General features: G+C 67.3%; 28 protein-coding genes. 14 read left to right on the top strand and 14 right to left on the bottom strand.

The window, feature by feature from the left end; genetic code table 11:
* The first annotated feature begins 53 nt into the window (after window positions 1–53).
* Complete coding sequence (locus tag AC1DJN_RS11495) at window positions 54–365, top strand: hypothetical protein (RefSeq protein ID WP_032974675.1); 312 nt, start codon at window positions 54–56, stop codon at window positions 363–365.
* On the opposite strand, the gene AC1DJN_RS11490 is transcribed toward AC1DJN_RS11495, so the two are convergent.
* Both AC1DJN_RS11490 and AC1DJN_RS11485 read right to left on the bottom strand, forming a co-directional pair.
* Window positions 362–847, bottom strand: coding sequence for a TspO/MBR family protein (locus AC1DJN_RS11490; protein ID WP_442251077.1), 486 nt, complete (start codon window positions 845–847; stop codon window positions 362–364). The two genes, AC1DJN_RS11495 and AC1DJN_RS11490, sit on opposite strands and share 4 nt — an antisense overlap.
* Before the next feature lie 80 nt (window positions 848–927).
* On the bottom strand, window positions 928–3,123 hold the full coding sequence (locus AC1DJN_RS11485) for a hypothetical protein (protein WP_442251078.1): 2,196 nt from the start codon (window positions 3,121–3,123) through the stop codon (window positions 928–930).
* Between the two features lie 120 nt (window positions 3,124–3,243).
* Between AC1DJN_RS11485 and AC1DJN_RS11480 the strand changes: the two genes are divergently transcribed.
* Window positions 3,244–5,097 (top strand): XVIPCD domain-containing protein, encoded by a 1,854-nt coding sequence (locus AC1DJN_RS11480; protein WP_442251079.1) that lies wholly within the window; start codon window positions 3,244–3,246, stop codon window positions 5,095–5,097.
* Window positions 5,098–5,145: 48 nt separating this feature from the next.
* Here AC1DJN_RS11480 and AC1DJN_RS11475 read toward each other — a convergent pair whose 3' ends face one another.
* The 5 genes from AC1DJN_RS11475 to AC1DJN_RS11455 are packed head-to-tail and all read right to left on the bottom strand — an operon-like array spanning window position 5,146 to window position 8,997.
* Entirely contained in the window at window positions 5,146–6,135 is a 990-nt protein-coding gene (locus AC1DJN_RS11475) for an alpha/beta fold hydrolase (protein ID WP_442251080.1), read from the bottom strand.
* Window positions 6,132–6,458, bottom strand: a complete 327-nt coding sequence (locus AC1DJN_RS11470; protein WP_049470813.1) for a DUF6958 family protein — start codon at window positions 6,456–6,458, stop codon at window positions 6,132–6,134. The genes AC1DJN_RS11475 and AC1DJN_RS11470 overlap by 4 nt, the downstream gene beginning before the upstream one ends.
* On the bottom strand, window positions 6,451–6,987 hold the full coding sequence (locus AC1DJN_RS11465) for a GFA family protein (RefSeq protein WP_229289815.1): 537 nt from the start codon (window positions 6,985–6,987) through the stop codon (window positions 6,451–6,453). Before AC1DJN_RS11465 ends, AC1DJN_RS11470 begins: the two co-directional genes overlap by 8 nt.
* A gap of 28 nt (window positions 6,988–7,015) precedes the next feature.
* Window positions 7,016–7,936 (bottom strand): TolB family protein, encoded by a 921-nt coding sequence (locus AC1DJN_RS11460; RefSeq protein ID WP_442251081.1) that lies wholly within the window; start codon window positions 7,934–7,936, stop codon window positions 7,016–7,018.
* Window positions 7,933–8,997 carry a hypothetical protein gene (locus AC1DJN_RS11455; RefSeq protein ID WP_442251082.1) on the bottom strand — a complete coding sequence of 355 codons (1,065 nt, stop codon included), beginning with the start codon at window positions 8,995–8,997 and terminating at the stop codon, window positions 7,933–7,935. Before AC1DJN_RS11455 ends, AC1DJN_RS11460 begins: the two co-directional genes overlap by 4 nt.
* A gap of 88 nt (window positions 8,998–9,085) precedes the next feature.
* Here AC1DJN_RS11455 and AC1DJN_RS11450 point away from each other — a divergent pair, with 88 nt between their 5' ends.
* From AC1DJN_RS11450 to AC1DJN_RS11435, 4 genes are read left to right on the top strand one after another with little or no spacing between them, the layout of a single operon-like run.
* On the top strand, window positions 9,086–10,015 hold the full coding sequence (locus AC1DJN_RS11450; protein ID WP_442251083.1) for a LysR substrate-binding domain-containing protein: 930 nt from the start codon (window positions 9,086–9,088) through the stop codon (window positions 10,013–10,015).
* Window positions 10,012–10,473, top strand: coding sequence for a helix-turn-helix domain-containing protein (locus AC1DJN_RS11445; protein WP_313443835.1), 462 nt, complete (start codon window positions 10,012–10,014; stop codon window positions 10,471–10,473). Before AC1DJN_RS11450 ends, AC1DJN_RS11445 begins: the two co-directional genes overlap by 4 nt.
* Before the next feature lie 11 nt (window positions 10,474–10,484).
* On the top strand, window positions 10,485–10,916 hold the full coding sequence (locus AC1DJN_RS11440) for a VOC family protein (protein ID WP_442251084.1): 432 nt from the start codon (window positions 10,485–10,487) through the stop codon (window positions 10,914–10,916).
* Entirely contained in the window at window positions 10,913–11,143 is a 231-nt protein-coding gene (locus AC1DJN_RS11435; protein WP_442251085.1) for a hypothetical protein, read from the top strand. Before AC1DJN_RS11440 ends, AC1DJN_RS11435 begins: the two co-directional genes overlap by 4 nt.
* A gap of 19 nt (window positions 11,144–11,162) precedes the next feature.
* Here AC1DJN_RS11435 and AC1DJN_RS11430 read toward each other — a convergent pair whose 3' ends face one another.
* Window positions 11,163–11,858, bottom strand: coding sequence for an HAD family hydrolase (locus AC1DJN_RS11430; RefSeq protein WP_442251086.1), 696 nt, complete (start codon window positions 11,856–11,858; stop codon window positions 11,163–11,165).
* A 14-nt stretch (window positions 11,859–11,872) separates the two neighbouring features.
* Entirely contained in the window at window positions 11,873–12,055 is a 183-nt protein-coding gene (locus AC1DJN_RS11425; RefSeq protein WP_081794503.1) for a hypothetical protein, read from the bottom strand.
* A gap of 283 nt (window positions 12,056–12,338) precedes the next feature.
* On the opposite strand from AC1DJN_RS11425, the gene AC1DJN_RS11420 reads away from it, so the two are divergent.
* The 4 genes from AC1DJN_RS11420 to AC1DJN_RS11405 all read left to right on the top strand — a co-directional run bounded on the left by AC1DJN_RS11420 (window position 12,339) and on the right by AC1DJN_RS11405 (window position 15,239).
* A complete protein-coding gene (locus AC1DJN_RS11420) occupies window positions 12,339–13,223 on the top strand; it encodes an acyl-CoA dehydrogenase (protein ID WP_235189870.1) in 885 nt (294 codons plus the stop codon).
* 116 nt (window positions 13,224–13,339) lie between these two features.
* Complete coding sequence (locus AC1DJN_RS11415; RefSeq protein ID WP_478039220.1) at window positions 13,340–13,963, top strand: PIG-L deacetylase family protein; 624 nt, start codon at window positions 13,340–13,342, stop codon at window positions 13,961–13,963.
* Window positions 13,960–14,547: a class I SAM-dependent DNA methyltransferase gene (locus AC1DJN_RS11410; RefSeq protein ID WP_442251088.1), complete on the top strand. Its 588-nt coding sequence runs from the start codon at window positions 13,960–13,962 to the stop codon at window positions 14,545–14,547. Before AC1DJN_RS11415 ends, AC1DJN_RS11410 begins: the two co-directional genes overlap by 4 nt.
* A complete protein-coding gene (locus tag AC1DJN_RS11405) occupies window positions 14,544–15,239 on the top strand; it encodes a glycosyltransferase family 2 protein (RefSeq protein WP_032974694.1) in 696 nt (231 codons plus the stop codon). The genes AC1DJN_RS11410 and AC1DJN_RS11405 overlap by 4 nt, the downstream gene beginning before the upstream one ends.
* An 18-nt stretch (window positions 15,240–15,257) precedes the next feature.
* On the opposite strand, the gene AC1DJN_RS11400 is transcribed toward AC1DJN_RS11405, so the two are convergent.
* Window positions 15,258–15,896 carry a DUF6766 family protein gene (locus AC1DJN_RS11400; protein ID WP_032974697.1) on the bottom strand — a complete coding sequence of 213 codons (639 nt, stop codon included), beginning with the start codon at window positions 15,894–15,896 and terminating at the stop codon, window positions 15,258–15,260.
* 205 nt (window positions 15,897–16,101) lie between these two features.
* Here AC1DJN_RS11400 and AC1DJN_RS11395 point away from each other — a divergent pair, with 205 nt between their 5' ends.
* The 4 genes from AC1DJN_RS11395 to AC1DJN_RS11380 all read left to right on the top strand — a co-directional run bounded on the left by AC1DJN_RS11395 (window position 16,102) and on the right by AC1DJN_RS11380 (window position 19,472).
* A complete protein-coding gene (locus tag AC1DJN_RS11395; RefSeq protein WP_025874491.1) occupies window positions 16,102–17,265 on the top strand; it encodes a zinc-dependent alcohol dehydrogenase in 1,164 nt (387 codons plus the stop codon).
* Window positions 17,266–17,430: 165 nt separating this feature from the next.
* Window positions 17,431–17,778, top strand: coding sequence for a hypothetical protein (locus tag AC1DJN_RS11390; protein ID WP_080148719.1), 348 nt, complete (start codon window positions 17,431–17,433; stop codon window positions 17,776–17,778).
* 124 nt (window positions 17,779–17,902) lie between these two features.
* On the top strand, window positions 17,903–18,667 hold the full coding sequence (locus tag AC1DJN_RS11385; RefSeq protein ID WP_312962460.1) for a DUF72 domain-containing protein: 765 nt from the start codon (window positions 17,903–17,905) through the stop codon (window positions 18,665–18,667).
* A complete protein-coding gene (locus tag AC1DJN_RS11380) occupies window positions 18,660–19,472 on the top strand; it encodes a DNA-formamidopyrimidine glycosylase family protein (RefSeq protein WP_312962458.1) in 813 nt (270 codons plus the stop codon). The genes AC1DJN_RS11385 and AC1DJN_RS11380 overlap by 8 nt, the downstream gene beginning before the upstream one ends.
* Here AC1DJN_RS11380 and AC1DJN_RS11375 read toward each other — a convergent pair.
* From AC1DJN_RS11375 to AC1DJN_RS11360, 4 genes are all read right to left on the bottom strand, one after another.
* Window positions 19,442–20,035: a cysteine hydrolase family protein gene (locus AC1DJN_RS11375; protein WP_442251089.1), complete on the bottom strand. Its 594-nt coding sequence runs from the start codon at window positions 20,033–20,035 to the stop codon at window positions 19,442–19,444. The genes AC1DJN_RS11380 and AC1DJN_RS11375 overlap by 31 nt on opposite strands.
* Before the next feature lie 120 nt (window positions 20,036–20,155).
* Window positions 20,156–20,410 carry a hypothetical protein gene (locus tag AC1DJN_RS11370; protein ID WP_100436334.1) on the bottom strand — a complete coding sequence of 85 codons (255 nt, stop codon included), beginning with the start codon at window positions 20,408–20,410 and terminating at the stop codon, window positions 20,156–20,158.
* A 109-nt stretch (window positions 20,411–20,519) separates the two neighbouring features.
* Window positions 20,520–20,807, bottom strand: coding sequence for a hypothetical protein (locus tag AC1DJN_RS11365; protein WP_478039219.1), 288 nt, complete (start codon window positions 20,805–20,807; stop codon window positions 20,520–20,522).
* Window positions 20,808–20,879: 72 nt separating this feature from the next.
* On the bottom strand, window positions 20,880–21,222 hold a 343-nt coding region (locus AC1DJN_RS11360; protein WP_478039218.1), incomplete at its 5' end, for a YciE/YciF ferroxidase family protein.

Raw genomic sequence — 21,222 nt, 5'->3', positions numbered from 1 at the left:
GCTGCACATCGCGCCTACTACAGTCGTCGCTCATCCTTCTGTGACGCATCGACGTGAACCTGCAGCCATCCTCTTCCCTGCTTCGCCCATCGCGCCCAGCGCCTGAAAACGGCCGTTTCGACCTGCTGGATGTCAACGCACTGCAGGATCCCGGCAGCGGCCGCATCGTCCATCTGTATTCACTGGTGGCGCGCTGCCTGTGCTGCGAGGTCGTATTCAAGGCGCAGGAGGGCGATGGGCTTGTCAGCACGTCTGCCGCGCGTGTACTGCGCTGCCCGACCGGCTGCGGTGAGCAGGCCTTCAGGGGCAGCGCGCTGCGCCAGTGGCGGCCCGCAGCGCAAGGCCCTCAGGCATTGCCCGGCTAAAGCACGGCCGGATTGGCCTGCCACACCGCGTAGTTGAGCGCGCTGGCGAACGTCACCCATGCCAGGTAAGGCAGCAGCAGCCATGCCGCCGCCGGACGCACGCGATGGAAGGCCACGATCGTGGCCACGATCAGCGCCAGCAACAGTGCGATGTCAGCGAACGCCAACGCCCCCTGTTTCCAGCCGAAGAACAGCCAGCTCCACAGCACGTTGAGGGCCAGCTGCAGCAGATAGAGTGCCAGCGCAGGCGCGGCCGCGCGCCATCCGCCCTGGCGCCACACCAGCCACGCCGCCAACGCCATCAATGCGTACAGCACCGTCCACACCGGACCGAACATGCTGGCCGGCGGTGCCCATGCCGGCAACGTCAGGCTTGCGTAGAAATCCGCTGCCGAGATCGAGGCACGCGCGCCCAGTGCGGCGGCCAGAAAAGTGACGATGGCCCAGCCCAGAAGGCCAACTGCTTGCCTGCGGACATTCACGGTGTCTTTCCTCCTGCACTATCGCGAACTGCGGTAGTGGGTTGTACGTAAAGGCGTCGCGACTGGATGCAGCCTTCGGGTCAGTCCGCCGTGCCACCGTCGCTGGCCGCTGCAGCACCGGGCAGCAACGCGGGCCGACCGTCGAACCATTCCCGCGCACCGGCCAGATGCCATTGGCGGCGCTGCCCATCCAGCTCGATGCCGGCACCCAGCAGGCCCCAGCGAAGGTAGAGGTCGCCACGCTTGCGCTGGTCCAGCAGATCCAGCCGCGCACGCAGCGAAAGGCGCTCGTTCTCCGCCTGCAGTCCATCCAGTACCAGATGCCCGGCGCGCCAGCGCAGGCGGGTATGCGCATCCACCTGGCCGGAGTCGAGCAGCGACAATGCCCAGCGCGGGTAATCGCTGCGCTCGGCAAACAGCGCCAGCAGCGGGCCCGCGTCGCGCATGGCAAGATCCGCGCGTGCGTCCACCTGGAACGGTGACTGCGCATCGATGTCACCGCGGGCGATGGTGACCCGGCCCCACCACGGCTGTGAACGCTGCTGCTCACCCACCTGCACGTTGCGCAGCTCGATCACGCTACCGCCCAGATCGAAGCGGCGCTGGCTGAAATCACCACGCCGCAGCCTGCCATCAAGGCGGGCGTCGCCCTGCAGGCCAAGCCCGGCCACCTGCAGGCGTGCGCGTTGGCTGCGCAGGCGGACACTGCCATTGCCAACCCGGCCCTGGGTATCGAGTTCAACGTCTCCGCTCACCTGGCCAGCGCCTCCCAGCAGCCGCACCTGGCCGTTGCCCAGGTAGCGGTTGTAGGCGGTGAGGTCTGGAATGCTCGCGTCATCGAAGCGCAGCTGGGCGCGCACGCCCTTGCGCAGCTCGCGCAGGCGACCGTCACCGGTGAGTGTCAGTGCCAGGTCGCGCCCATCGAACAGCGTGGCACCCTTGGCGCCGCCTGCACGCGCATTGAACGTGGGAAGCTTCACTGCCAGTACGGCGTGCGTCGGCGTCCCGGCCTGCAGTTGGCCATGGGCGCTGGCCGTTCCCTGCATGTGCACGCCGGCCACTTCGGCCACCGCCCGCGCCGCAGGTATATCGACGCTGCTGCCAGCGGCCAGCTCGCCGTTCTGCAGGCGCAGGTCGGCGCGCAGCACGCCACCGCCCTGCAGCTGGAACCAGGGTTTCTGCACGAACAGTGCGGGAATCCAGTTGAGCGAGGTGAAGGTCCATTCGCCCTTGACTGTTCCGGAGGTGCGGCCCAGCATCTCGCTGGGTTCGGCGAATGGAATGTGCCGCCCGGTGATGGTCAGATCCGCGTCCAGCGCAGCGCCTGTGCCCTCGCGCTGCGGCAACCGCGCCTGCAGGCGGATATCGCGGGCGGCGTCCAGCTGCACTGCCAGCGTTCCGCGGTCGGGGGCGCCAGCTCCCATCTGCAGGGGAACGCGCCAGACCGCATGGCTGCCGGGCTGAAGCGCGCCCTGGTCCAGGGTGATCGCGGCCTGCAGCTGCCCCGGCACGGCGGCGCTGGCAATGGAAGGACGTTGCGTGTCCGTATCCAGGCGCAGGCCCTGGCTGCGCGCCTGCACCTCCAGCACGGCATGCAGCAGCCCTAGCTTTGCCAGCCCGGGTGCCTGGTCGCGGTAATGCCGTGGGTAGGAGAACTGCGTCTTCAGCTGCATGTCGCCGAGCAGCTGGGTGCCGTCAAGGCTGACGTCGGCATCAGCGAACGCCACCTCCGAGTCCAGCAGTTCCGAGGGACCACCACGCAGCTGCTTCACGAAACCGACCGTGCCGCTGCCCTGGCCAACGATCAACAGCTTGCCCACGCGGACGCTGCGGATGGTTTCGCTATGAATGGCATCGAACCGCAACGTCCAGCCGCGATCGCCGCGCGGTGGTGAGGGAATGGCCTCCTCCACGCGCGCGATCTCGGCGGCCACCCCGGTCGCGTGCAGCGACGGCACGCGCACCTCGCGCTGGAACAGCGGCAGCAATGCCAAGCGTGCACTGGCGCGGTCCGCGCGCAGCACATACACCGTGTGATTGACGTGGCCGCGCATCTGCACATTCCAGGCGATGACATGCCCCGGCAGCAGCGTGATCGCCGGGCCGGTGGACATCACGAACTTGTGCGGTTTGCGATTGGTGACCTGATCGAACAGCGGCGTATTGAGGAAAACATTGCCTGCCAACAGGTACAGCAGATACAGGCCCAGCAGGTACGGCAGCAGCTTGCGGCCGTGACGGCGCCATCGCTGCGGGCGGGCGAGGGAGTGGGGCATGGACCCTCGGCGTGGAATGGGATGGTCATCACTATCGTAGATGCGGCTGCGGCGCGATGTGAACGTGCTGCGCACACCGCGTCCTATAATCAGCGCGTCACTGTTCAAGGAGGTCACGGCATGAATGCCCAGACCAGCAAGGAAGGCGCAACCCAGGATGCGCCGCGCGATGCCGCCTCGGCGTCGTTCGATCCGACCTACACCTCGGCCAACAGCGAGGTGCGGGCCGCCGCCGGTGGTTACTCGGTCACGTTGAACGAGGGCGACGGCGCGTTGAAAGTGGGTACCGAGCACAAGCGCGCAGCGTCCAGTCTCGCATCGCAGTTCCAGGGGACGTCGCTGAACATGGCCGGCAGCCCGACGCCCGATGGCGGCAGGGACTACCTGCTCACGATGGAGTCGGTGGTCGGGGCAAGCGCGAAAGGTGCCGGCTTCCAGGACACCAGCAGCACCGGCGTACGCGGGCGCTACAGGGTCAGCCTGCCCAGCGAGGCGGTGGACGTCGATCCCACCCGCATCAACCCGTTTGATCCGCAGACCATTCCGAAGGGGGGCAGCGTCACCCTGGATGGCCAGCAGTTCACCGGCACCGCACTGGAAGGCAGCTTCCGCCACATCGCCATGCAGAGCCAGACGACCGAGGCGAGCGGTGCCAGCTACCGCGTGGATCGCCTGGATGATGGCCGGGTGCGCGTCACCACCGGGCCGAACGAGGCGGTGGAAGCCTTCAACGGCATGGGATTCAGTGCCGGCAGGTTCAGCGCGATTGCCGGTCGGCAGGACGCGCTCGGTCACGCTGCCGTCCGCACTGCCACGTTCGACCTGGATCAAGCCGAAGGCCGCCAGGCCTATGAACAGTTCATCGACAACGGCACGCTGAGCGGCCAGACCCCGGGCGTGCAGGATCTGGCGACGGTCGAGCGGCTGGGCATGAGTTCGCAGGCGCGGCTGAAGGTCGGCTATGGCGACACGTTCGGCCTGGACCTGGCGGGTGCACGCAACAGCGGTGATGTGGTGCAGGTCAGTCGCGAGGACGGCAGCCGCACCGAACTGCGCAGCGTGCAGTACAACGGCAACCTGCCGGCAACCCGGGTCAGCGCCTACGGCGCCGACGGCCAGGAAGACAGGGCGCAGCGCCGCTATGAATTCACCTTCGACCTGCGCGGCCATGCGCAGGGTGAGCAGATTGCCGGAATGGTCAACGCGGCACTGTCCGGCGACCCCAGCGGTGATCGCGGACCGGTGAAGGCCGGTGAGCTCACTACCCTGAGCTTCAGCGAGGCCCAGATGCGCACGCTGATGGAGCGTACCCAGTCGATGGTAGGGGACAACCCGATGCTGGGGCCATCGTGGCAGGTGCTTGCAGAGGACGGCAACGGCAGCCCGCAGCAGGATGTGGACGCCTTTGCACTGGGGCTGGCGCGCAACCAGGGGCAATCCACCTATGGCATGGCCGAACGCCTGTTCCATATCGCCGCGGCGGGCGGCAAGGATCTGCAGAAGATCGACGCTGCCGTGCAGGGCGAGCACCTGCAGTCGCTCGCGCCGCCCTCACCGCTGCTGCCCCGGCAGGACCCACGGCACACCGCCAGCCCGGACCACGGCATGTGGCTGCAGAGCCAAGGCGCGGTGAGCAGCCTCGACCAGGCAATGGGGCGCCAGCCTGATGAGATGAGCGAACGGCTGGGCATGGCCCTGCTGGTCGCGGCCAAGGCCAAGGGCATGCAGCGGATCGACGAGGCCGTGCTCAGTGACGACGGCAGGTACGCGTTCGCGGTGCAGGGCCAGCCGCACGCCGCAGATCGTCAGATCGCCCGCACCGATACTGCTCAGGCAGTGGCTACGCCGGTCAGCGAGCACGTGCGCGAGCTGCAGCAGGGCCAGTCGCTGGCGGCAAGCTCTGAGCAGGCGAGCCAGCAGCAGGAGCGGGAGCAGTTGTCCCAGGAACACGCTGCACGGGCCATGGCGCGTTGAGTCGGGCGCGCCAGCCCAGCGGCTGGCGCATCGGGTCAGGCAGGCCTATCAGGCTCGCCAAAGCGCCCGGGCCTCATCGGCAAGCAGCGCAGGCTGTTCCTCAGGCCAGAACAGGCGTCCGCCTTCCACCCAGCGGATGCCGCGCGATGCCGGCAGCGTCTGGTGCAGCCACTCGGCCCAGCGCCCCGGAAAGAGGGGATCGGCTGTTCCCCACACCATGCGCGTGGGAATCGTACTGCGTTGCAGCGAGGCTTCGATGGCCACCAGCGGATTGGGGTCGAACGCCGCGAGGTGGCCATTGAGCTGCTTCTGGCGCAGGGGCGAGGACACCAGCGGGCGGAAACTGTATTCGATGGCCTCATCGCTGAAATGTGCCGGATCCACATAAGCCGAGCCACCGATACCGGCCGCTGATCGCGCGTAGCCGCGATCCTGCAGGTGGCGCACAATCTTCTGGTGATAGGTGCCTGCGCGTGCGGCGGCCAGTGAGTTCTTCATCTGCACCGGCGGGCTGTTCTGGTGCACGTCGCAGTTGGTCAGCAGCATCGTGCGCACGCGGCTCGGGTGCTGCACAGCGAACAACTGGGCCACGGTGCCGCCACTGTCATTGGCAACCAGGTCGACCATCGCAACGGATAGCGCATCAAGCAACGCAACGAGCATGGCGCTCTGTGCCTGCGGAGACAGGTCCTGCGTGGCCGCCACCGCGCTGTGGCCCAGGCCCATGAAATCCGGTGCAATGCAGCGGCGGGACGAGGAAAGCTGCGCGATCGCATGCCGCCACTGGAAGCCGCTCAACGGGAACCCGTGCAGGAACAGTGCGGCCGGACCTTTCCCTTGTTGCACGCAGGCGATGCGCCCGAACGGTGTGCGGACCCAGCGCCGGCGGGCGGCGAATGCTGCCGCATCCATGGGCTCGCGCAGGCCCGCGCTGGCGCCGCGCACGCTGGGCGGCCATCCCATGGCCAGCAACAGTCCAGCACCGATCAGCAGTGACCTGCGCGACGATGAAGGCGCATCGTTGGATGGACCGCTCATGACGTCACCGCCGTTCGACCGACGACCGCATGCTTGAACAACCGCACGGGCTTGCCCGCTGCGCGCTCGATCACGCCCTTGGCTTCCAGATCCAGCTGCACGGCCTTCAGCCACCATCCTGCGGTTGCGCCTGCGGGGAACAGATCTGCAGGCAGCGCCGGCAGCAATGACTGCTTGGCAATGGCAACGGAAACCCCGGGCGGCGTCTGCGGCAGCACGCCGAGCAGGGCGCTGCGCATGGCGCTGTACTTGCCCCGGTCGACCCACTGGGTCCTGCCGGGCGAGGTGATGCTCTCGATCTCGATCTTGTCTGGCTCAGGCATGGACCTCTCCTTCAATGCGGATATCCGGGCTGCGCAGGCCCATCGCAATCCAGGCCTTCATCAACCGGGCATAGAAGCGCAGCGAGTGTTGCTTGAGGTTGGGTACATCGGCGGGCAGCACGGAGGGATCGGGCAGATCGCCCACCATGGTGCGCATCTGCAGCGGCGGCCGGGCATCCTCCGGCCACAGGCCGCCATACAGGCTCAGCCAGTGGCCGCCGGTCAGTTCAAGAAACAGGGGCGTGCTGCAGCAGGTGGCCAGCACGCGACGGGTGCCGGCATCGGCTGAGAGGCGGAACGCGGCCAGGCGCTCCACTCCTGCCAGGAACTCCACCCGGTCCTTGCGATACATGACGAACCGGGTAGTTCCATGCGGTCCGAGCAGCCGCTGGGCGCCGGGCAGGCGCTGCAGGCGCAGGCCTGCGGCGCGGCAGCTGTTGCAGCAGCAGTCGACGCAGGCGATGGGTGTGCCGGTCAGGTTCAACGTCACTTCGCCACAGCGGCAGGCAACCTGTTGTGCGGAAGGCATGTGGATGCTCTCTTCGGGGGCTCTTTTTCTATCGACGAACCGGGGGCCCCGGAATCGACAGGGACGGTGGCAGTCGATAGCTCACCCGGTACAGGTCCAGGCTGGCGCCATCGCCGCGACGCGCTGAATAGGTGAGCGTGCCAGGGCGGGACCAGTCGAGCATGGCCCCATAGCTGTCGCTCGCACCGTCGTTGACGGGTGCGGGCAGTCGTATGCCGGGCACGTAGCGGTCACCGAACGCGCGTGCCGCGAACTGCTCGACCCGCGAACTGCCGAAGTCCTGTGCACGTGCGAAAACGATGGTCCGGCCATCGCCCAGGAAGGTGGCGTCGAACTCCTGCGCGGCCGTGTTGACCGCGCCTGCCACCGGCCGCGCAGGTTGCAGTTGGCCATCGTCCACCCGCGCGACATACAGATCGTGGCCACCGGCGCCACCTGCTCGGTCGCTGGAGAACAGCAGGGTGCCACCGTCGGGTGCGAGCATCGGCGCAAACTCGTTGGCGGGACTGTTGACGGCAGACCCGAGATGCTCAACGGCACCGAACTGCAGGCCCTGCACGGGCACCCTGTACAGGTCATCGCCGCCCAGGCCACCGGGGCGATCGGAGCAGAACAGCACGAAGCGGCCATCGGCGGTAAACGCAGGGTCGAAATCGCGGCCGGGTGTGTTGAACGGAACCGGGCGCGCGGCACTCCACTGGCCGTGCTGCAGATGCGAAACCCAGATGTCATGGCCACCTTCGCCGCCAGGCCGGTCACGGCTGAACCAGAGCGCTGTGCGTCCGTCGGGGCTCAGCGTCAGGCGGATTTCGCTGTATCGGGTCGACGCGATGCCTGGTGCGAAACGCTCTGCGTGAGGGTCGAGTGCCAACGCCTCTTGGCTGGCATCACCCCCCAGCAGTCCAGCGACCGCGACCGCAAGCGCGACCAGTGAGGCAAGCGCGTTCATGCCTGCCGCTCGAAATCGCTGATCCAGTTGGTCTCCCAGGTCGCTCCGCCGTCTGCGGATGCCGCCTGTTCCCAGCGTGCGGAACGCGAGGTGATCCGCGACCAGATCACCCGCGTTCTGATCGGTTGTCCCCGCAGCTGGTCGTCTCCCATGAACGTGCCGACGCCATCGACAAAACCGCCGCGGACCGGTGCGCCGATCCGCGTGGGATCGCGGCCATCCAACCACCAGCTCAACCACTGGCCACTGCTGGCATCCCATGCGCGGATGCCCATGCCGCATACGGTCGCAGCGGGGAAGTTCATGACATTGTCGCCAACGTTGCCGAAGCCGCCAAGCACCGGCCAGTTGTGCAGCGTGCCATCAAAGTGGTCCCAGCGGTTGCTGCCAGACAGGCGTTCGCGCAGTCGCTGATGCTGCACGGCCCAACGGCCAACCAGGAAGTCGAAGTCGCGGGGCGCATCCGACTGCAGCGGCAGCGGCGAGGGTATCGCTGCCGTGCGGGTGAACCAGTTGCGCCAGTTCACTTCCCAGTGCAAGCCGTTGTCCGCGGAGAATGCCTGCTCCCACCACGGCTGCGCAGCGTGGATGTCGTGCCAGCGGAACCAGACCTGGATGGGCTGGCCCTTGAAGGAATCCGCACCACGGAAGCTGCCGCCTGTACCGCTGAAGCCGCCACGCACCGGCGCTTCGAAGCGGCTGGGAGCGCGGCCATCCAGCCACCAGATTGCCCAGGTGGCGGAGGCCGGATCGAAGGCACGTACACCCAGGCCGCGGTAGGCGCCGCCGGGCAGCTGCATCAGGTTGTCATCGATCGTGCCCAGCCCGCCCAGGGTCAGCCAGACCGCACTGGTGCCGGTGAAGTCCACCCAGCGCGTGTCGGCCACCAGGCGTTCCTGCAGCCGGCGGTGACGCACGTTCCAGTTGCCCTGCAGCCAACGCCAGTCATTGGCATGGTCTCTGCCGGCATGGGCAGGGGTGGCGCCCAGCGGCAGGCACAGCCCGAAGGCGCCGGCACCGTACAACGCGGCAAGGCCGCCCAGAAATCCACGTCGCTGCATGTCTGATCCCCGTTGTCCGAGGCCTCATCTTCGACGTCGTATGGGGGATTGACCACGCGGATATCGAGGCTCAGGCTAAGCCACACTTATGGTCGCCCACCGCCACCTGCCGTCGCTCGTTGCCATCCGTGCCTTCGAGGCCGCGGCGCGGCTGGGCAGCTTTGCGCGGGCCGCGGAAGAACTGGACACCACGGCGGCATCGGTCAGCTATCACGTCCGGCGCCTGGAAGAGCAGACCGGTGCACGACTGTTCCTGCGCCACGCCCAGCACGTCGAACTGACCGAGGCCGGTGCCAGCGTCGCAAAGGAGGCTACCCGCGCCTTCGATGCCCTGCGTCGCAGTTTCATGCGCGCCGCCGACATGGATGCCACCCGCCTGCGCCTGACCGCACTGCCTACGTTGGGCACCAGTTGGCTGACGCCGCGGCTGGGTGGCTTCCGCGCCCGGCATCCGCAACAGGTGCTGGAGCTTGATCTGTCGGCGGAGCCGCAGGACCTGGCAGGCGGGCGCTTCGATGCGGCCATCCGCAACGGTCACGGCGACTGGCCGGGGCTGCACGCCGTGGAGCTGTTCCCCAGCGTGTTCACGCCACTGTGCGCGCCGGCGCTGCTTGAAGCCGCCACCGGCCTGGGCGGCGCGCGGCTGCCGGATGTGCCATTGCTGGGGCGTCCGGACTGGTGGGCGCTATGGTTCCAGGCATTCGCGCAGACACCGGCACCCGGGGCGGAGCGCTTCGCCACCAACTTCGCTGCCGAGCATCTGGACGTAGCCGCAGCGATCGCTGGCCAAGGCATCGCCATCGGCTCGCCGATCCTGTTCAAGGCCGAGCTGGATGCGGGGCGCCTGGTACAAGCTCACGAAGGCGTGGCCAGCGATGGCCGCAGCTTCTGGTTTGCCAGCCCGGCAGGACGCAGCAGTGCCCCGAAAGTCGCGCACTTCCGTGAGTGGCTGTGCACCGAGGCAGCGGCGGCCCGGCATGCTGCACGATCCCTGCTGCGCGGGGTGGCCACGCCATGACCCAGAGCCCGGAACTGCTGCGCCGCCTGCTGCGTGCAAAAGACCACATGGACCGGGCCAGCCATGAAGACTGGCCGGTGGCGCGGCTGGCCGGGATCAGTGCGGTTTCCGCGGCCCATTTCGCGCGCTCCTTCAAGGACGCCTTCGGGGTGCCGCCACACCGCTATCTGCTCAGCCGCCGCATCGAGCGCGCTGTCGCCCTGCTGCGCGATACCGAGCTGACGATCACCGAGATCGCACTGCAGACCGGCTGGACCAGCCTGGGCACCTTTGGCCGCATCTTTCGTGACATCACCGGCGACAGCCCCGGCGCCCTCCGCGACCGCGAGCGGACCGATGCCCCGGCGCAGGGCCCGGTGCCGGAGTGCCATGCGCGTGCCGCACGGCGCCCGGACCTGAAGATCGCAGTTTTGGAGAAGCGCCGCCGCACCGGCCTTGTTAGCGTAGATCCCACCTGAGGGAGGATCCTATGACTGGCATGGTGAATGTGGTCGGCCTGTATGTGCACGACCAGGATGCGGCACTCGATTTCTACGTCAACGCACTCGGCTTCCAGGTGCATACCGATGTCGGCAACGGTGACTATCGCTGGCTCACGGTGCATTCGGGCGGCGAGGGCGGTTTCCAGCTTGGCCTGTTCAAACCGGGGCCGCCGGTACACGATGCGGCCACTGCGCTGACCCTGCAGCAGATGGTGGCCAAGGGTGCGATGCCGCCGCTGGTGCTGGCGGTGGACGATTGCCGCGCCAGCTACGAACGGCTGCTGGCACGTGGGGTGGAATTCACCCAGGACCCGGTGGAGCGCTATGGTGCAGTGGATGCCGGATTCCGTGATCCGTCCGGCAATGGCTGGAAGATGATCGAGCGCCCTGCGAAGACTGCAGCGAGGACGCCGCAGTGAGGGCCGGCAGCTGGGCGCGTCCGGTGCACCGCTGGACGTCTATCGTCTTCACCCTGACAGTGATCGCCAACTTCGTGGCGCGCTGGATGGGGCAGGGCGAACCACCGGCCTGGCTGACCTACTCGCCGCTGCCGCCGTTGTTCCTGCAGCTGTTCACCGGGTTGTATCTGTTTGCGTTGCATCACCGCCGCAGGCCGGATGCCGCGCGCGCCGGCGTCGCACCCTGACGCGGGGCGCGCTGGCACATCAGGCGAAGGCGTGGGGGCTGTGGCCCGCCAGCAGAGCGGGAAGCAGCTGCATGGATTCGAAGATCACCTGGGCGCCAGCGGCGCGCAGTGCCTCGGGCGAACTGTGGAAAGGCCCACCCGGGCTGAAGCCGAAGACGGTGGCCCCGGCGGCGACGCCGGCGGTGGTGCCGGTCACCGTGTCCTCGATGACTGCACAGCGTGTGGGATCAACGCCCAGCGACGCGGCGGCGGCCAGATACACACCCGGGTGTGGCTTGGTCTGCGGCAGATCCTGGCCGCTGAACATGCGCCCTGCGAAGACCTCATGCAGGCCGATCCTGCGCAGTTGCAGTTCCATCTTCAGCAGGTCCGCGCCGGACGCGCACGCAATGCGCCCATCAGTGGCAGCGTGGATGGCGCGCACCGCTGCAGGCGCGCCAGGAATTGCAGTCAGATCGCGCTCCAGCGCGATATTGCGGCGTGCGCGGAACTCATCCAGCCACGCCGGCGTAAACGGCTTTCCCGTGCGCGCCTCGATCAGGTCGGCCTGGGCAGCCACGGATTTGCCGAGGAACACTTCACCGGCCTGACGGGCCGTCAGCGGCCAGCCGCGCTCGGTCAGCATCTCCGCGAGTACGCGGGAGGTCAGAGGTTCGGAATCGACCAGGACGCCGTCACAGTCGAACAGGACAGCGTCAAACGGGAAGCGTGACATGTTCCGTCCCCGCATCAGTTGTCGTGCACGCGGGCCGCTGCCGCGTTGGCGCGTTTCAGGCGCTCGTCCCGGGCCTGGCGGTCATAGGCATCCCTGGCCTGCATAGCTTCGCCTGCGGCACTGATCCATCCGCTGGTGCTGCATCCCGCGGCAAGGGTGGAGGCTGCGAGGGTGGCTGCGACAAGCAGTGATTTCATGGATGTTCCCTGGGGCGTGGACGACAAGCGTCGAACAGAAGAAAGGTGAATCAGGGTGACGACCTTATCCGTCCCGCACTTAATAGGCCTCGACCGGCGTTTTTGTATATGCATGACAGAAGGCGGTGGGGGAGGGACAGCGGCTTCATGCGCTCGCCACGCACCGAAGACAGCAACGTGACCGCCTCCGCTCTACGTTCTGCAGGCCCCCTCCGTTCGGCCTGACATGCTCGATACTGTTTCCATCCCTCCACTCGCCGACCGGGCGCGCCACGCGCTGCTGATGCAACCTGCGCTGCCACAGCCCGGCGGCGGCAACACGCTGCAGCGATGGCGCGCGCTGGCCCGGCTGGGCGCTGAGGACCTGTGCCTGGCCAAGGTTCTCGAAGCCCACTACGATGCCGCCGCCATCCTGCACGACCTGGGTGCACCGGCACCGGCCGACGGCACGCTATGGGCGGTGTGGGCAGCCGAAGGCCCTGCCTGCACCGTGCGCGCCGATGCGCTCAACCGCCTGCATGGCGACAAGCCGTGGTGTTCGGGCAGCATGTTCGTCGATGCCGCCCTGGTGACGGTTCGCTCGCCCGATGCAGCGCAGCTGTACAGCGTTGCCGCTGCGGATTGGCAGTCGCTGGATGCCGATCCGTGGCCAGCAGCAGGCATGGCCGGAATCCGTTCCACCACCGTCCGTTTCAACGCCGCACTGGCGCAGGCGGTGGGTGGGCGCGATGCCTATCTGCAGCGGCCCGGCTTCTGGCATGGCGGTGCAGGCATCGCGGCCGTCTGGTTCGGGGCTGCAACCGCAGTGGCCGAACGCATGCAACCTGCCTGCGCCGAGGGCCTGCGTGCGCGGCTGCTGGGCAAGGTGGACCTGGCATTGGCGCCGGCGGCGGCGCTGCTGCGCGAGTTGGCAGTGAAGATCGACCAGGCACCTGATCTGCCACATCGCGAAGACGTCGTCCGTGTCCGCAGCGTCGTGGAACGTGCCGCCAGCGAGGTGCTTGACCTTGCAGGCCGTGCATTGGGCCCGGCGCCCATGTGCATGGAGGCCACGCACGCGCAGCGATGGGCTGATCTGACCATCTTCCTGCGGCAGAGCCATGCAGACAAGGACTGGGCCTGGCTGGGCGCACAACGGGCGCTCCAGGAGGGACCGTGGAGCCTGTAGCCACCATCCACGGCACCGGGCCGGACGAGCACGCATGGCAGCAGTGYGACTGGCTGTGGAAGCAGCCCGGCATCGGCCTGGCGGACCTGTGCGGAGATGCCGCCCGGATTGTCGTGGTGGCGCCGCATCCCGACGACGAGATCCTCGGGTGTGGGGGGCTGCTGTGTGGTGCCGTCGAGCGTGGTGTGGCGGTGCAGGTCGTTGCCGTGACCGATGGCGAGGCCTGTTATCCGGACGAGCGCTGGTGGACGCCCCAACGTCTTCGCAACGCGCGCCGCGAAGAGCTGCGCGCGGCGTTGGCCGAGCTGGCGATCGGCGCCGATGCGATCTGCCATCTCGGCATCGACGATGGCGCCGTAAGCGCACACGAACAGGAACTGGAAGGCTGGTTGCAGCGCACTCTGCGCGACGACGATCTGGTGCTTGCGCCGTGGCGGTTCGATGGCCACCCCGATCACGAGGCCGCTGGCCGGGCCGCATGTCGTGCGGCTCACGCGGCAGGCTGCGCGCGCCTGGAATATCCCGTTTGGGGCTGGCATTGGCTGGAGCCTGCGCACGCACACATGGCGTGGCAGGCGCCGAAAGTGCTGGACATCTCCAACGYCATTGATCGCAAGGCACGGGCCATCGCCCGCTTCCGCACCCAGATCGGGACCGTCCCCCGCCTGCGCGCGGAGCCGATCCTGCCCGCCCACATCCTTGCCCGATTCTCCCGGAAAAACGAGGTATTCCTGGCATGAGTGCGCAACCTTATTTCGACCAGCTGCATGCCGCTGAAGATCCCTTCGGCTACCGCAGCCGGTGGTACGAAGAACGCAAACGCGCGTTGCTGCTCGCCAGCCTGCCGCGCGCCAGGTTCAACCGCGGCTGGGAGCTGGGCTGCTCCAACGGGGTGCTGACCGAGGCGCTGGCGCCTCGCTGTGAACGCCTTCTAGCCACCGATATCAGCCCCCGTGCCACCTTCCAGGCGCGCCGCAACCTGGCCCACCTGCCGCATGTCCAGGTGCACTGCGCCAGCCATCCGCAACAATGGCCCGCTGGGCGCTTCGACCTGATCGTCTGCGGTGAGATGGGCTATTACCTTGCACCGGAGGCACTGCCCGCGCTGCGCAGCGGCATCCACGCGGCGCTGAAGGAGGAGGGCCTGCTTGTTGCGTGCCACTGGCTGCCTGCCTTCCCCGGACGCTCCAGCGCCACGGCACTGGTTCACCAGCACCTTGGGCAGGGGCTGCAGGAAGCGTTCTGCTATCGCGATGCTGATTTCGTACTGCAGGGGTGGATGCGCCGGCCGCTGTCGCTGGCCCGGGAAGAGGCGCTGCGATGATCGGCGTGCTGGTGCCCGCGCATGACGAGGCCGCCACAATCGGCCGCTGCCTGCGCTCACTGCAGAAGGCGGCCCGGCACCCTGGCCTGAACGGATGCGAGGTATGCATCGTAGTGGCACTGGATGCCTGCAGTGATTCGACGGCGGCCATCTGCAGGGAGCTGCAGGTGGAAACCATCGACCTGCAGGCGCGTTGCGTCGGCGCTGCCCGCGCTGCTGCAGCTGCGCGGCTGCTGCAGCAGGGAGCGCGGTGGCTGGCAAGCACCGATGCCGACGGCACCGTGCCGCCGCAGTGGCTTGCGGCGCAGCTGGATGCCCGCAGTGATGCGTTCTGTGGCGTAGTGGACGTGGCCGCCAGCGGCCGCCGCAGCCGCCATCTGCGCAGGCTGTTCCGGCGCAGCGAGCGCTGGGGCGATGGCCATGGGCGGGTGCATGGCGCCAACCTGGGCGTTTCGGCGCAGGCCTACCGTGCTGTCGGCGGTTTCGCCGCGCTGGGCTGTGGCGAAGACGTGGACCTGGTACGTCGGCTGTCGGCGGCGGGCGCCAGCGTGCGCTGGGCCGGGGCCCCGGTCGTGACCACCAGCGCCCGCCTGCTGGGACGGGCGCGCGGCGGTTTCGCCGACTATCTTGCCGGGCTGACGCTGGAACAGCAGAGCGCCCCTGCCGTCTGTCAGCTGACCGGCACCGGCTGATCGCTGCCTGCGCGCGGCTCAGTCGCCGGTCTGCGAGTGCGGGGCCTGCACCGGTTTCGACTGCGGCGAGTCCTTCTGCCGCAGGAAGATGGTCAGTACCACCAGTGACAGCACGGCCAGGAACTCACTCTGCCAGTTCTGCATCGACTCGAACCAGAACGTGCTGCCCAGCACATGCTCAAGGAAGCCCGGTGCCGGCAGACCCTGCAATTGCTGCTCAACGCACTGCGAGCGCCAGCTGCCGATGGCGTGCAGGATGAAGCTGAGCAGGAACATCAGCCCGAACGCGATGGCCAGTGAGTGGCCGTACAGCGCCTTCCACACTCCGCCACGTCGCACCGGCCAGGGCGTAGGGCCGTCTTCCACGCGCGCCTGTTCCTGTGCCGGGTCAATCGGGCGCGACTCGGCAGAGCCCCGTTGACGCAGGGAGACGGTCAACAGCACGTACATGCCCATCTGCAGGAATTCGCTTTCCCAGTTCTCGAATGTGGCGCTCATGAAGTGACCGCTGTGCAGGTACTGCCACAGATCAAGCGGCGTCCTGCCATGCTGCAGCAGTTCCTCGTTGTGGACCTGCAGTCCCGCAGCCACCTGTCCCCCCAGGAACAGCAGCATGAGCGCCAGCAACACCAGTGACAGACCATTGCGTTTCCACATGCCCTTGCTCCGCTTGCCTACATGCCGCGGGAGAGCCTGCGCGGAAGACGTCGAAACGACCGTGAACGATCTGCCTGACGGATGTGAGGAGCCCGGCGCTTGACGTGGTGTTGCATTGATATGGACAGGACACACACCGGACAGTCACCGCCTGCGAGCGCGGCGCGTGTGAGTCTGGACGCTCCGTAACGGCAGGAGACAGATGATGCAGGCGCTGACCTATCACGGCCGCAAGGACGTCCGCGTGGAAACCGTTCCCGACCCCGTGCTCGCCGCCGACGACGACCTCATTCTGCGGGTGACCGCCACGGCCATCTGTGGATCGGATCTGCATCTGTACCGAGGCAAGATCCCTGACCTGCACAGCGGGGACGTTCTCGGCCATGAGTTCATGGGCGTGGTGGAAGAGGTGGGCGCGGGTGTCACCCAGGTTCGCCCCGGCGACAGAGTGGTGATTCCGTTCGTGATCGCCTGCGGCGACTGCTTCCACTGCCGCCTGGCGGAGTACGCAGCCTGCGAGACCACCAACCCTGGAAAAGGCGCGGCAATGAACGCCAAGGGCATGCTGCCGCCGGCAGCCCTGTTCGGATACAGCCACCTGTACGGCGGTGTGGCCGGTGGCCAGGCCGAGTTCGTGCGCGTGCCCAAGGCCAATGTCGGCCCGCTGCGCATCCCCGATGGCGTCGCCGACGAGCAGGTCCTGTTCCTGTCCGACATCCTGCCAACCGGCTACCAGGCGGCGCTCAATGCCGGGGTGAAGCCTGGCTCGACCGTCGCGATCTTCGGCGCAGGCCCGGTAGGCCTGATGAGCGCGGCGTGCTGCCGCCTGCTGGGCGCCCAGACGATCTTCATGGTCGATCATCTTGCCTATCGCCTGGACTTCGCCCAGCGCACCTACGGCGTGACACCGATCGATTTCAGCAAGGTGGATGATCCGGCCGACTACATCGTCGGTCAGACCAGCGGCCGCGGCGTGGACGCCTGCATCGAGGCGGTCGGCTTTGAAGCGGAAGGCAGCGCACTGGAAAGCGCGCTGACGGCTGTCAAACTGGAAGGCAGCAGCGGGGTCGCGATCCGTCAGTGCATCGCCGCCGCCCGCCGAGGTGGTGTGGTCAGCATTCCCGGCGTCTATGCTGGTTTCATCCACGGTTTCCTGCTGGGCGATGCCTTCGACAAGGGCTTGACCTTCAAGATGGGCCAGACCCACGTCCAGGGACTGATGCCGGAGCTGCTGACCGCGATCGTCGAGGGCAGGCTGGACCCGGGCAACATCATCTCCCACCGGATGCGCCTGGCGGACGCGGCACAGGGCTATGCGATGTTCGATGCGAAGGATGATGAATGCAGGAAGATCGTGCTGACCCCATGATTGCGGCGGCGTGTTTGGTGCCTGCCACGAGGGTGGCGCGCCAGCGAGGACGGCGTGCCAACGGGGCTCCCGCGCTGCGCCTGCACGCAACGGCCATCCATTCTTGACGGCGCCTTGGCGCCGGACGTGGATACTTCCGCCGTCATTGGCCGAGGAGGACTGAAAATGGGTAGCACCGAGACCAGCAGGGCGCCGCGCATTCTGCGCGTGGAAGTGATGCCGCTGGACTGCGGGGAAACCGCGGTGGTGGTGGAACTGGCATCGCCCCCCGGCAGGGCTTGGGAGAAGGCACTGAAGCGCGTGATTTCTGAAACCGAGGGGCTTGAATCGGCGCAGTCGCGCTGTGACGGCCGCTTCGTCTACATCATCGGTATCGAGCCCGGTGGCCGTGGCACGCTCCATCGGGTGAACCAGGTGCTGGCCGCCACCCACGAACGCATTGCACCGCGCAACGGGCATTCCATGCCGATGCCACAGCAACCGGCAGGCGCCATGGTCAACGCCAGCCTCTGAGCAGCGATGGCCGATACACGGCAACCTGACGGCTGCAGGCCGGCCACGCCCGGCCGCACAGGCTTCACGCCGCAGCCAACGTGTGTTCACCATGTTGCTACGAGCCTGTCGCCACCGTAGCGCCATGGCACGTGAACTCCGTCATCCGCGACCGGGCCACCCGGTCGCTGTGGGCTGCGCAGGGTGGTCGCTGCCCACGGACATAGCCCACGCGTTTGCTGCGGGAGACAGTGCACTGCAGCGCTATGCATCGCGCTTTCCGATCGTGGAGATCAATTCGTCGTTCTACAGACCACATCAGCCCGCCACGTATGCGCGCTGGGCGGCCAGCGTGCCGCACGGTTTCCGTTTCTCGGTGAAGATGCCGCAGGCCATTTCCCATGACGCGCGCCTGCGCGGTGCTGGGCCGTTGCTCGACACGTTCCTGCACGCGGCGGCGCATCTGGGTGATCGGCTGGGCGCCCTGTTGCTGCAGCTGCCGCCGAGCCTGGCCTACGATGGCCGCACGGCCTCGGCCTTCTTCCGGGCGCTGCGCCGGCGCAGCGCCGTGCGGGTCGCCTGCGAACCACGCCACCCGAGCTGGTTCGACGACAAGGCCGACGCGCTGCTGGATGACCACGGCATTGCCCGGGTCGCGGCCGATCCCGCCCGGGTTGCAGGGGCTGATCAGCCGGGCGGAGCCAGGCACTGGAGCTACTGGCGGTGGCACGGGCAGCCGCGCATGTACTACAGCGCCTACCAGCAACCGCAGCTCTGCAGTCTGGTGGCCGCCGCAGTAGAGGCCGCCCAGGCGGGGGAGGCGTGGATCATCCTTGACAACACGGCGCACGGCCACGCCGTGCCCAATGCACTGCAACTGCAGTCGATGCTGGAGCACGCCAATGCCTGAAGGTCCTTCCATCGTGCTGCTGCGCGAGGCCGCCGCCAGGTTCAAGGGAAAGACCGTCCGTGGCGTCAGTGGCAACAGCACGCTCGACCTGGCCTGCCTGGAGGGACGCCGGGTGCGGGCCGTGCGCAGCTGGGGCAAGCATTTCCTGCTGGAGTTCAGCCACGTCAGTCTGCGCATCCACCTGATGATGTTCGGCAGCTGGCGCATCGACGAACGCAAGGAGACGCCAGCGCGGGTATCGCTGCGCTTTGACAACGGCGAACTGAACTTCTACACCTGCTCGGTGAAGCTGATCGATCAGCCGTTGGACGAGGTCTACGACTGGCGCACCGACGTGATGAGCGACCTGTGGGACCCCCGGCTTGCCCGCCGTCGCCTGAAGTCGATGCCCGATGTCCTGGTCTGCGATGCCCTGCTGGACCAGACGCTGTTCTCCGGCGTGGGCAACATCATCAAGAACGAGGTGCTGTTCCGCATCCGGGTCCACCCGGCCAACCCTGTTGGTGATCTTCCGCCGCGCAAGCTTGCCGAACTGGTCAAGCAGGCCCGCGAATACAGTTTCGACTTCCTGCGCTGGAAGCGCGGCTTCGAGCTGAAAAAGCACTGGCAGGTGCACACCCGGCGGACATGCCCCCGTTGTGGTGGTCCGGTCAGCAAGGTCTACATGGGCACCACGCATCGGCGCACCTTCTTCTGCCCGGTATGCCAGGCCGATTATCGCGCTGGGACGCCGCGGCCGCCGGCGAAGAAGCGCACCCTGGCGAGAGGCCCGGTTCAGCGCGGTGGTGCCAGGCCCGTGCGTTGACATGAGGACGTGGATGACAGCGAAGCGATGATCTGACGGTTGCTGAGTACTTCGACGGCGCCCGATCGCTGCAGGGTCTGCAGGGCCGGCTGGCGGCGGTCCGGCAGGGCGGCGACCGCTTCCCGGGCGACCACCGTCGCGTACTCGCGCGAGTTGGCATCGATGGCAGTGGCCAGCACGCACGCGTCCAGTGCCATGCCGGCCAGCACCAATCGCCGGGTGCCGAGCTTGGCCAGCAGCACCGGCAGTGGCGTGGCGAGGAAGGCGGAGTGCTTCGGCTTGAGGATGAAGTAGTGTTCCTCGCTGGGGGCAAGGTACTCGACGATCCGCGCCGAGGCTCCGCCCTTCTGCCGGCAGGCCTCGATCAGCTGCGGGAAGTCGCGCTGCCAGTTGCCGAAATTGTCATTGGCGTAGATCACCGGCCAGCGGTGCGCGTCGAATGCAGCACGCAGGCGGGCGGTGCGCTGGGCTGCACGTACGGCGTACGGAGCCAGTTGCCGCCCCTGTGGAAAGTCGAACAGGCTGAAAAGATCGATGATGAGCAGGGCGGTGGGCTGTTCCATGGCGGGCTCCGAGGTGTCAGGCCTCCACTGCCTGTTCGTCTTCGGCACCACGGACCAGCGCGCCGGAGCCGCCTGACGGGCGCGGGCTGCCCGGCCCCCTCGGCGGGAGCGCAGGCCCGATCACTGGCCAGCTCCGTCGTCCACCTCACCCTTGTCCTGCCGAGCGGGCGTCACGCGCTTGCCAAGCCGTTGCGCCTGCTCATCCGGCGTGGCGGCGGCGACGAAGGGAGAGATCGGATCGCTGGCCGGGAACGTCTCCGTCAACGCCTGATCATGATTGGCACTGTTGTGCGCCTTGGCCTGTCCAGCGCTGGCAGCAGGCACCGCAGCCGTGTCGTCATCCGGATGGGGCAGGTCTTTCTGATCGCGCTGCATGACATTTCCTCTTTATCATTGATTGGACCGTATCGTGCGGGGGCACGACAACGGTAAACGTGAACGCGTGAGTACCCGCATCAAGCCGGCGTGGRCGCAACGTCAACAATCAAGGCGTCCTTGCAGATGAGCTCGAAGCCGTTGCACGGTTGCGGCGCCACGCCAGCAGCTGTCCGATCAGCGCGGTTGCCAGCAACAGCAGGTTGGTGACCACGAACACGGTGGCGCCCAGCAGCGCGCTGTAGATCGTGAACAGCGTAGACGCGGTCATCTGCCCGATGAAAAGCCACTTCGAGACGGCTTCCGGGTGAGGCGAGTGCCATTGCTTGACCATCTGCCGGACCAGCGTGGCCATCAGTACGGCTGTGGCGGTCCATCTAAGTAGATCAGGATGCATACGTCATCCTCGCGCAGAAGCGCGCCGCCCCTTGGGGAGCGACGCGTGGGCTGATCTGCGGTGCACTTGCGATCACGCGGCCTGGGCGGCCTTGGCGTTGCCGCCGCTCTTGGCCAGCAGGGTCAGCTTCTCGTCCGTGGCCTTTTCTTCTTCCAGCGTTTCCAGCAGCAACGGCACAGCGTCCTTGTATCCGAGCTGCTTGGCCAGCGCGGCGATGGTGCCGTAGGAAGCGATTTCGTAATGCTCGACTTTCTGCGCGCCGCCAATCAGTGCTGCATCGCGCACCGGGCCCTTTTCAATGCTCTCGATGACTTCCTTGCCTTCTTCCACCAGGCCCTCCATCGCCGCGCACTTGATCCGCTTCAGGCGGATGCCCAGTACCTCCACGACCTGGTCGATGCGCTCGATCTGGCCC

The organism is Stenotrophomonas sp. 05L414_2, from assembly GCF_056397905.1.
This window is presented reverse-complemented; position numbering and strand designations above follow the sequence as displayed.

Excerpts from the sequence above, each read along its gene's own strand:
- AC1DJN_RS11485 (WP_442251078.1), bottom strand. The coding sequence starts at position 3,123 with ATGCCCCACTCCCTCGCCCGCCCGCAGCGATGGCGCCGTCACGGCCGC.
- AC1DJN_RS11480 (WP_442251079.1), top strand. The coding sequence starts at position 3,244 with ATGAATGCCCAGACCAGCAAGGAAGGCGCAACCCAGGATGCGCCGCGC.
- AC1DJN_RS11475 (WP_442251080.1), bottom strand. The coding sequence starts at position 6,135 with ATGAGCGGTCCATCCAACGATGCGCCTTCATCGTCGCGCAGGTCACTG.
- AC1DJN_RS11470 (WP_049470813.1), bottom strand. The coding sequence starts at position 6,458 with ATGCCTGAGCCAGACAAGATCGAGATCGAGAGCATCACCTCGCCCGGC.
- AC1DJN_RS11465 (WP_229289815.1), bottom strand. The coding sequence starts at position 6,987 with ATGCCTTCCGCACAACAGGTTGCCTGCCGCTGTGGCGAAGTGACGTTG.
- AC1DJN_RS11460 (WP_442251081.1), bottom strand. The coding sequence starts at position 7,936 with ATGAACGCGCTTGCCTCACTGGTCGCGCTTGCGGTCGCGGTCGCTGGA.
- AC1DJN_RS11455 (WP_442251082.1), bottom strand. The coding sequence starts at position 8,997 with ATGCAGCGACGTGGATTTCTGGGCGGCCTTGCCGCGTTGTACGGTGCC.
- AC1DJN_RS11450 (WP_442251083.1), top strand. The coding sequence starts at position 9,086 with ATGGTCGCCCACCGCCACCTGCCGTCGCTCGTTGCCATCCGTGCCTTC.
- AC1DJN_RS11445 (WP_313443835.1), top strand. The coding sequence starts at position 10,012 with ATGACCCAGAGCCCGGAACTGCTGCGCCGCCTGCTGCGTGCAAAAGAC.
- AC1DJN_RS11440 (WP_442251084.1), top strand. The coding sequence starts at position 10,485 with ATGACTGGCATGGTGAATGTGGTCGGCCTGTATGTGCACGACCAGGAT.
- AC1DJN_RS11430 (WP_442251086.1), bottom strand. The coding sequence starts at position 11,858 with ATGTCACGCTTCCCGTTTGACGCTGTCCTGTTCGACTGTGACGGCGTC.
- AC1DJN_RS11425 (WP_081794503.1), bottom strand. The coding sequence starts at position 12,055 with ATGAAATCACTGCTTGTCGCAGCCACCCTCGCAGCCTCCACCCTTGCC.
- AC1DJN_RS11420 (WP_235189870.1), top strand. The coding sequence starts at position 12,339 with ATGCAACCTGCGCTGCCACAGCCCGGCGGCGGCAACACGCTGCAGCGA.
- AC1DJN_RS11410 (WP_442251088.1), top strand. The coding sequence starts at position 13,960 with ATGAGTGCGCAACCTTATTTCGACCAGCTGCATGCCGCTGAAGATCCC.
- AC1DJN_RS11405 (WP_032974694.1), top strand. The coding sequence starts at position 14,544 with ATGATCGGCGTGCTGGTGCCCGCGCATGACGAGGCCGCCACAATCGGC.
- AC1DJN_RS11400 (WP_032974697.1), bottom strand. The coding sequence starts at position 15,896 with ATGTGGAAACGCAATGGTCTGTCACTGGTGTTGCTGGCGCTCATGCTG.
- AC1DJN_RS11395 (WP_025874491.1), top strand. The coding sequence starts at position 16,102 with ATGCAGGCGCTGACCTATCACGGCCGCAAGGACGTCCGCGTGGAAACC.
- AC1DJN_RS11390 (WP_080148719.1), top strand. The coding sequence starts at position 17,431 with ATGGGTAGCACCGAGACCAGCAGGGCGCCGCGCATTCTGCGCGTGGAA.
- AC1DJN_RS11385 (WP_312962460.1), top strand. The coding sequence starts at position 17,903 with ATGGCACGTGAACTCCGTCATCCGCGACCGGGCCACCCGGTCGCTGTG.
- AC1DJN_RS11380 (WP_312962458.1), top strand. The coding sequence starts at position 18,660 with ATGCCTGAAGGTCCTTCCATCGTGCTGCTGCGCGAGGCCGCCGCCAGG.
- AC1DJN_RS11375 (WP_442251089.1), bottom strand. The coding sequence starts at position 20,035 with ATGGAACAGCCCACCGCCCTGCTCATCATCGATCTTTTCAGCCTGTTC.
- AC1DJN_RS11370 (WP_100436334.1), bottom strand. The coding sequence starts at position 20,410 with ATGCAGCGCGATCAGAAAGACCTGCCCCATCCGGATGACGACACGGCT.
- AC1DJN_RS11365 (WP_478039219.1), bottom strand. The coding sequence starts at position 20,807 with ATGCATCCTGATCTACTTAGATGGACCGCCACAGCCGTACTGATGGCC.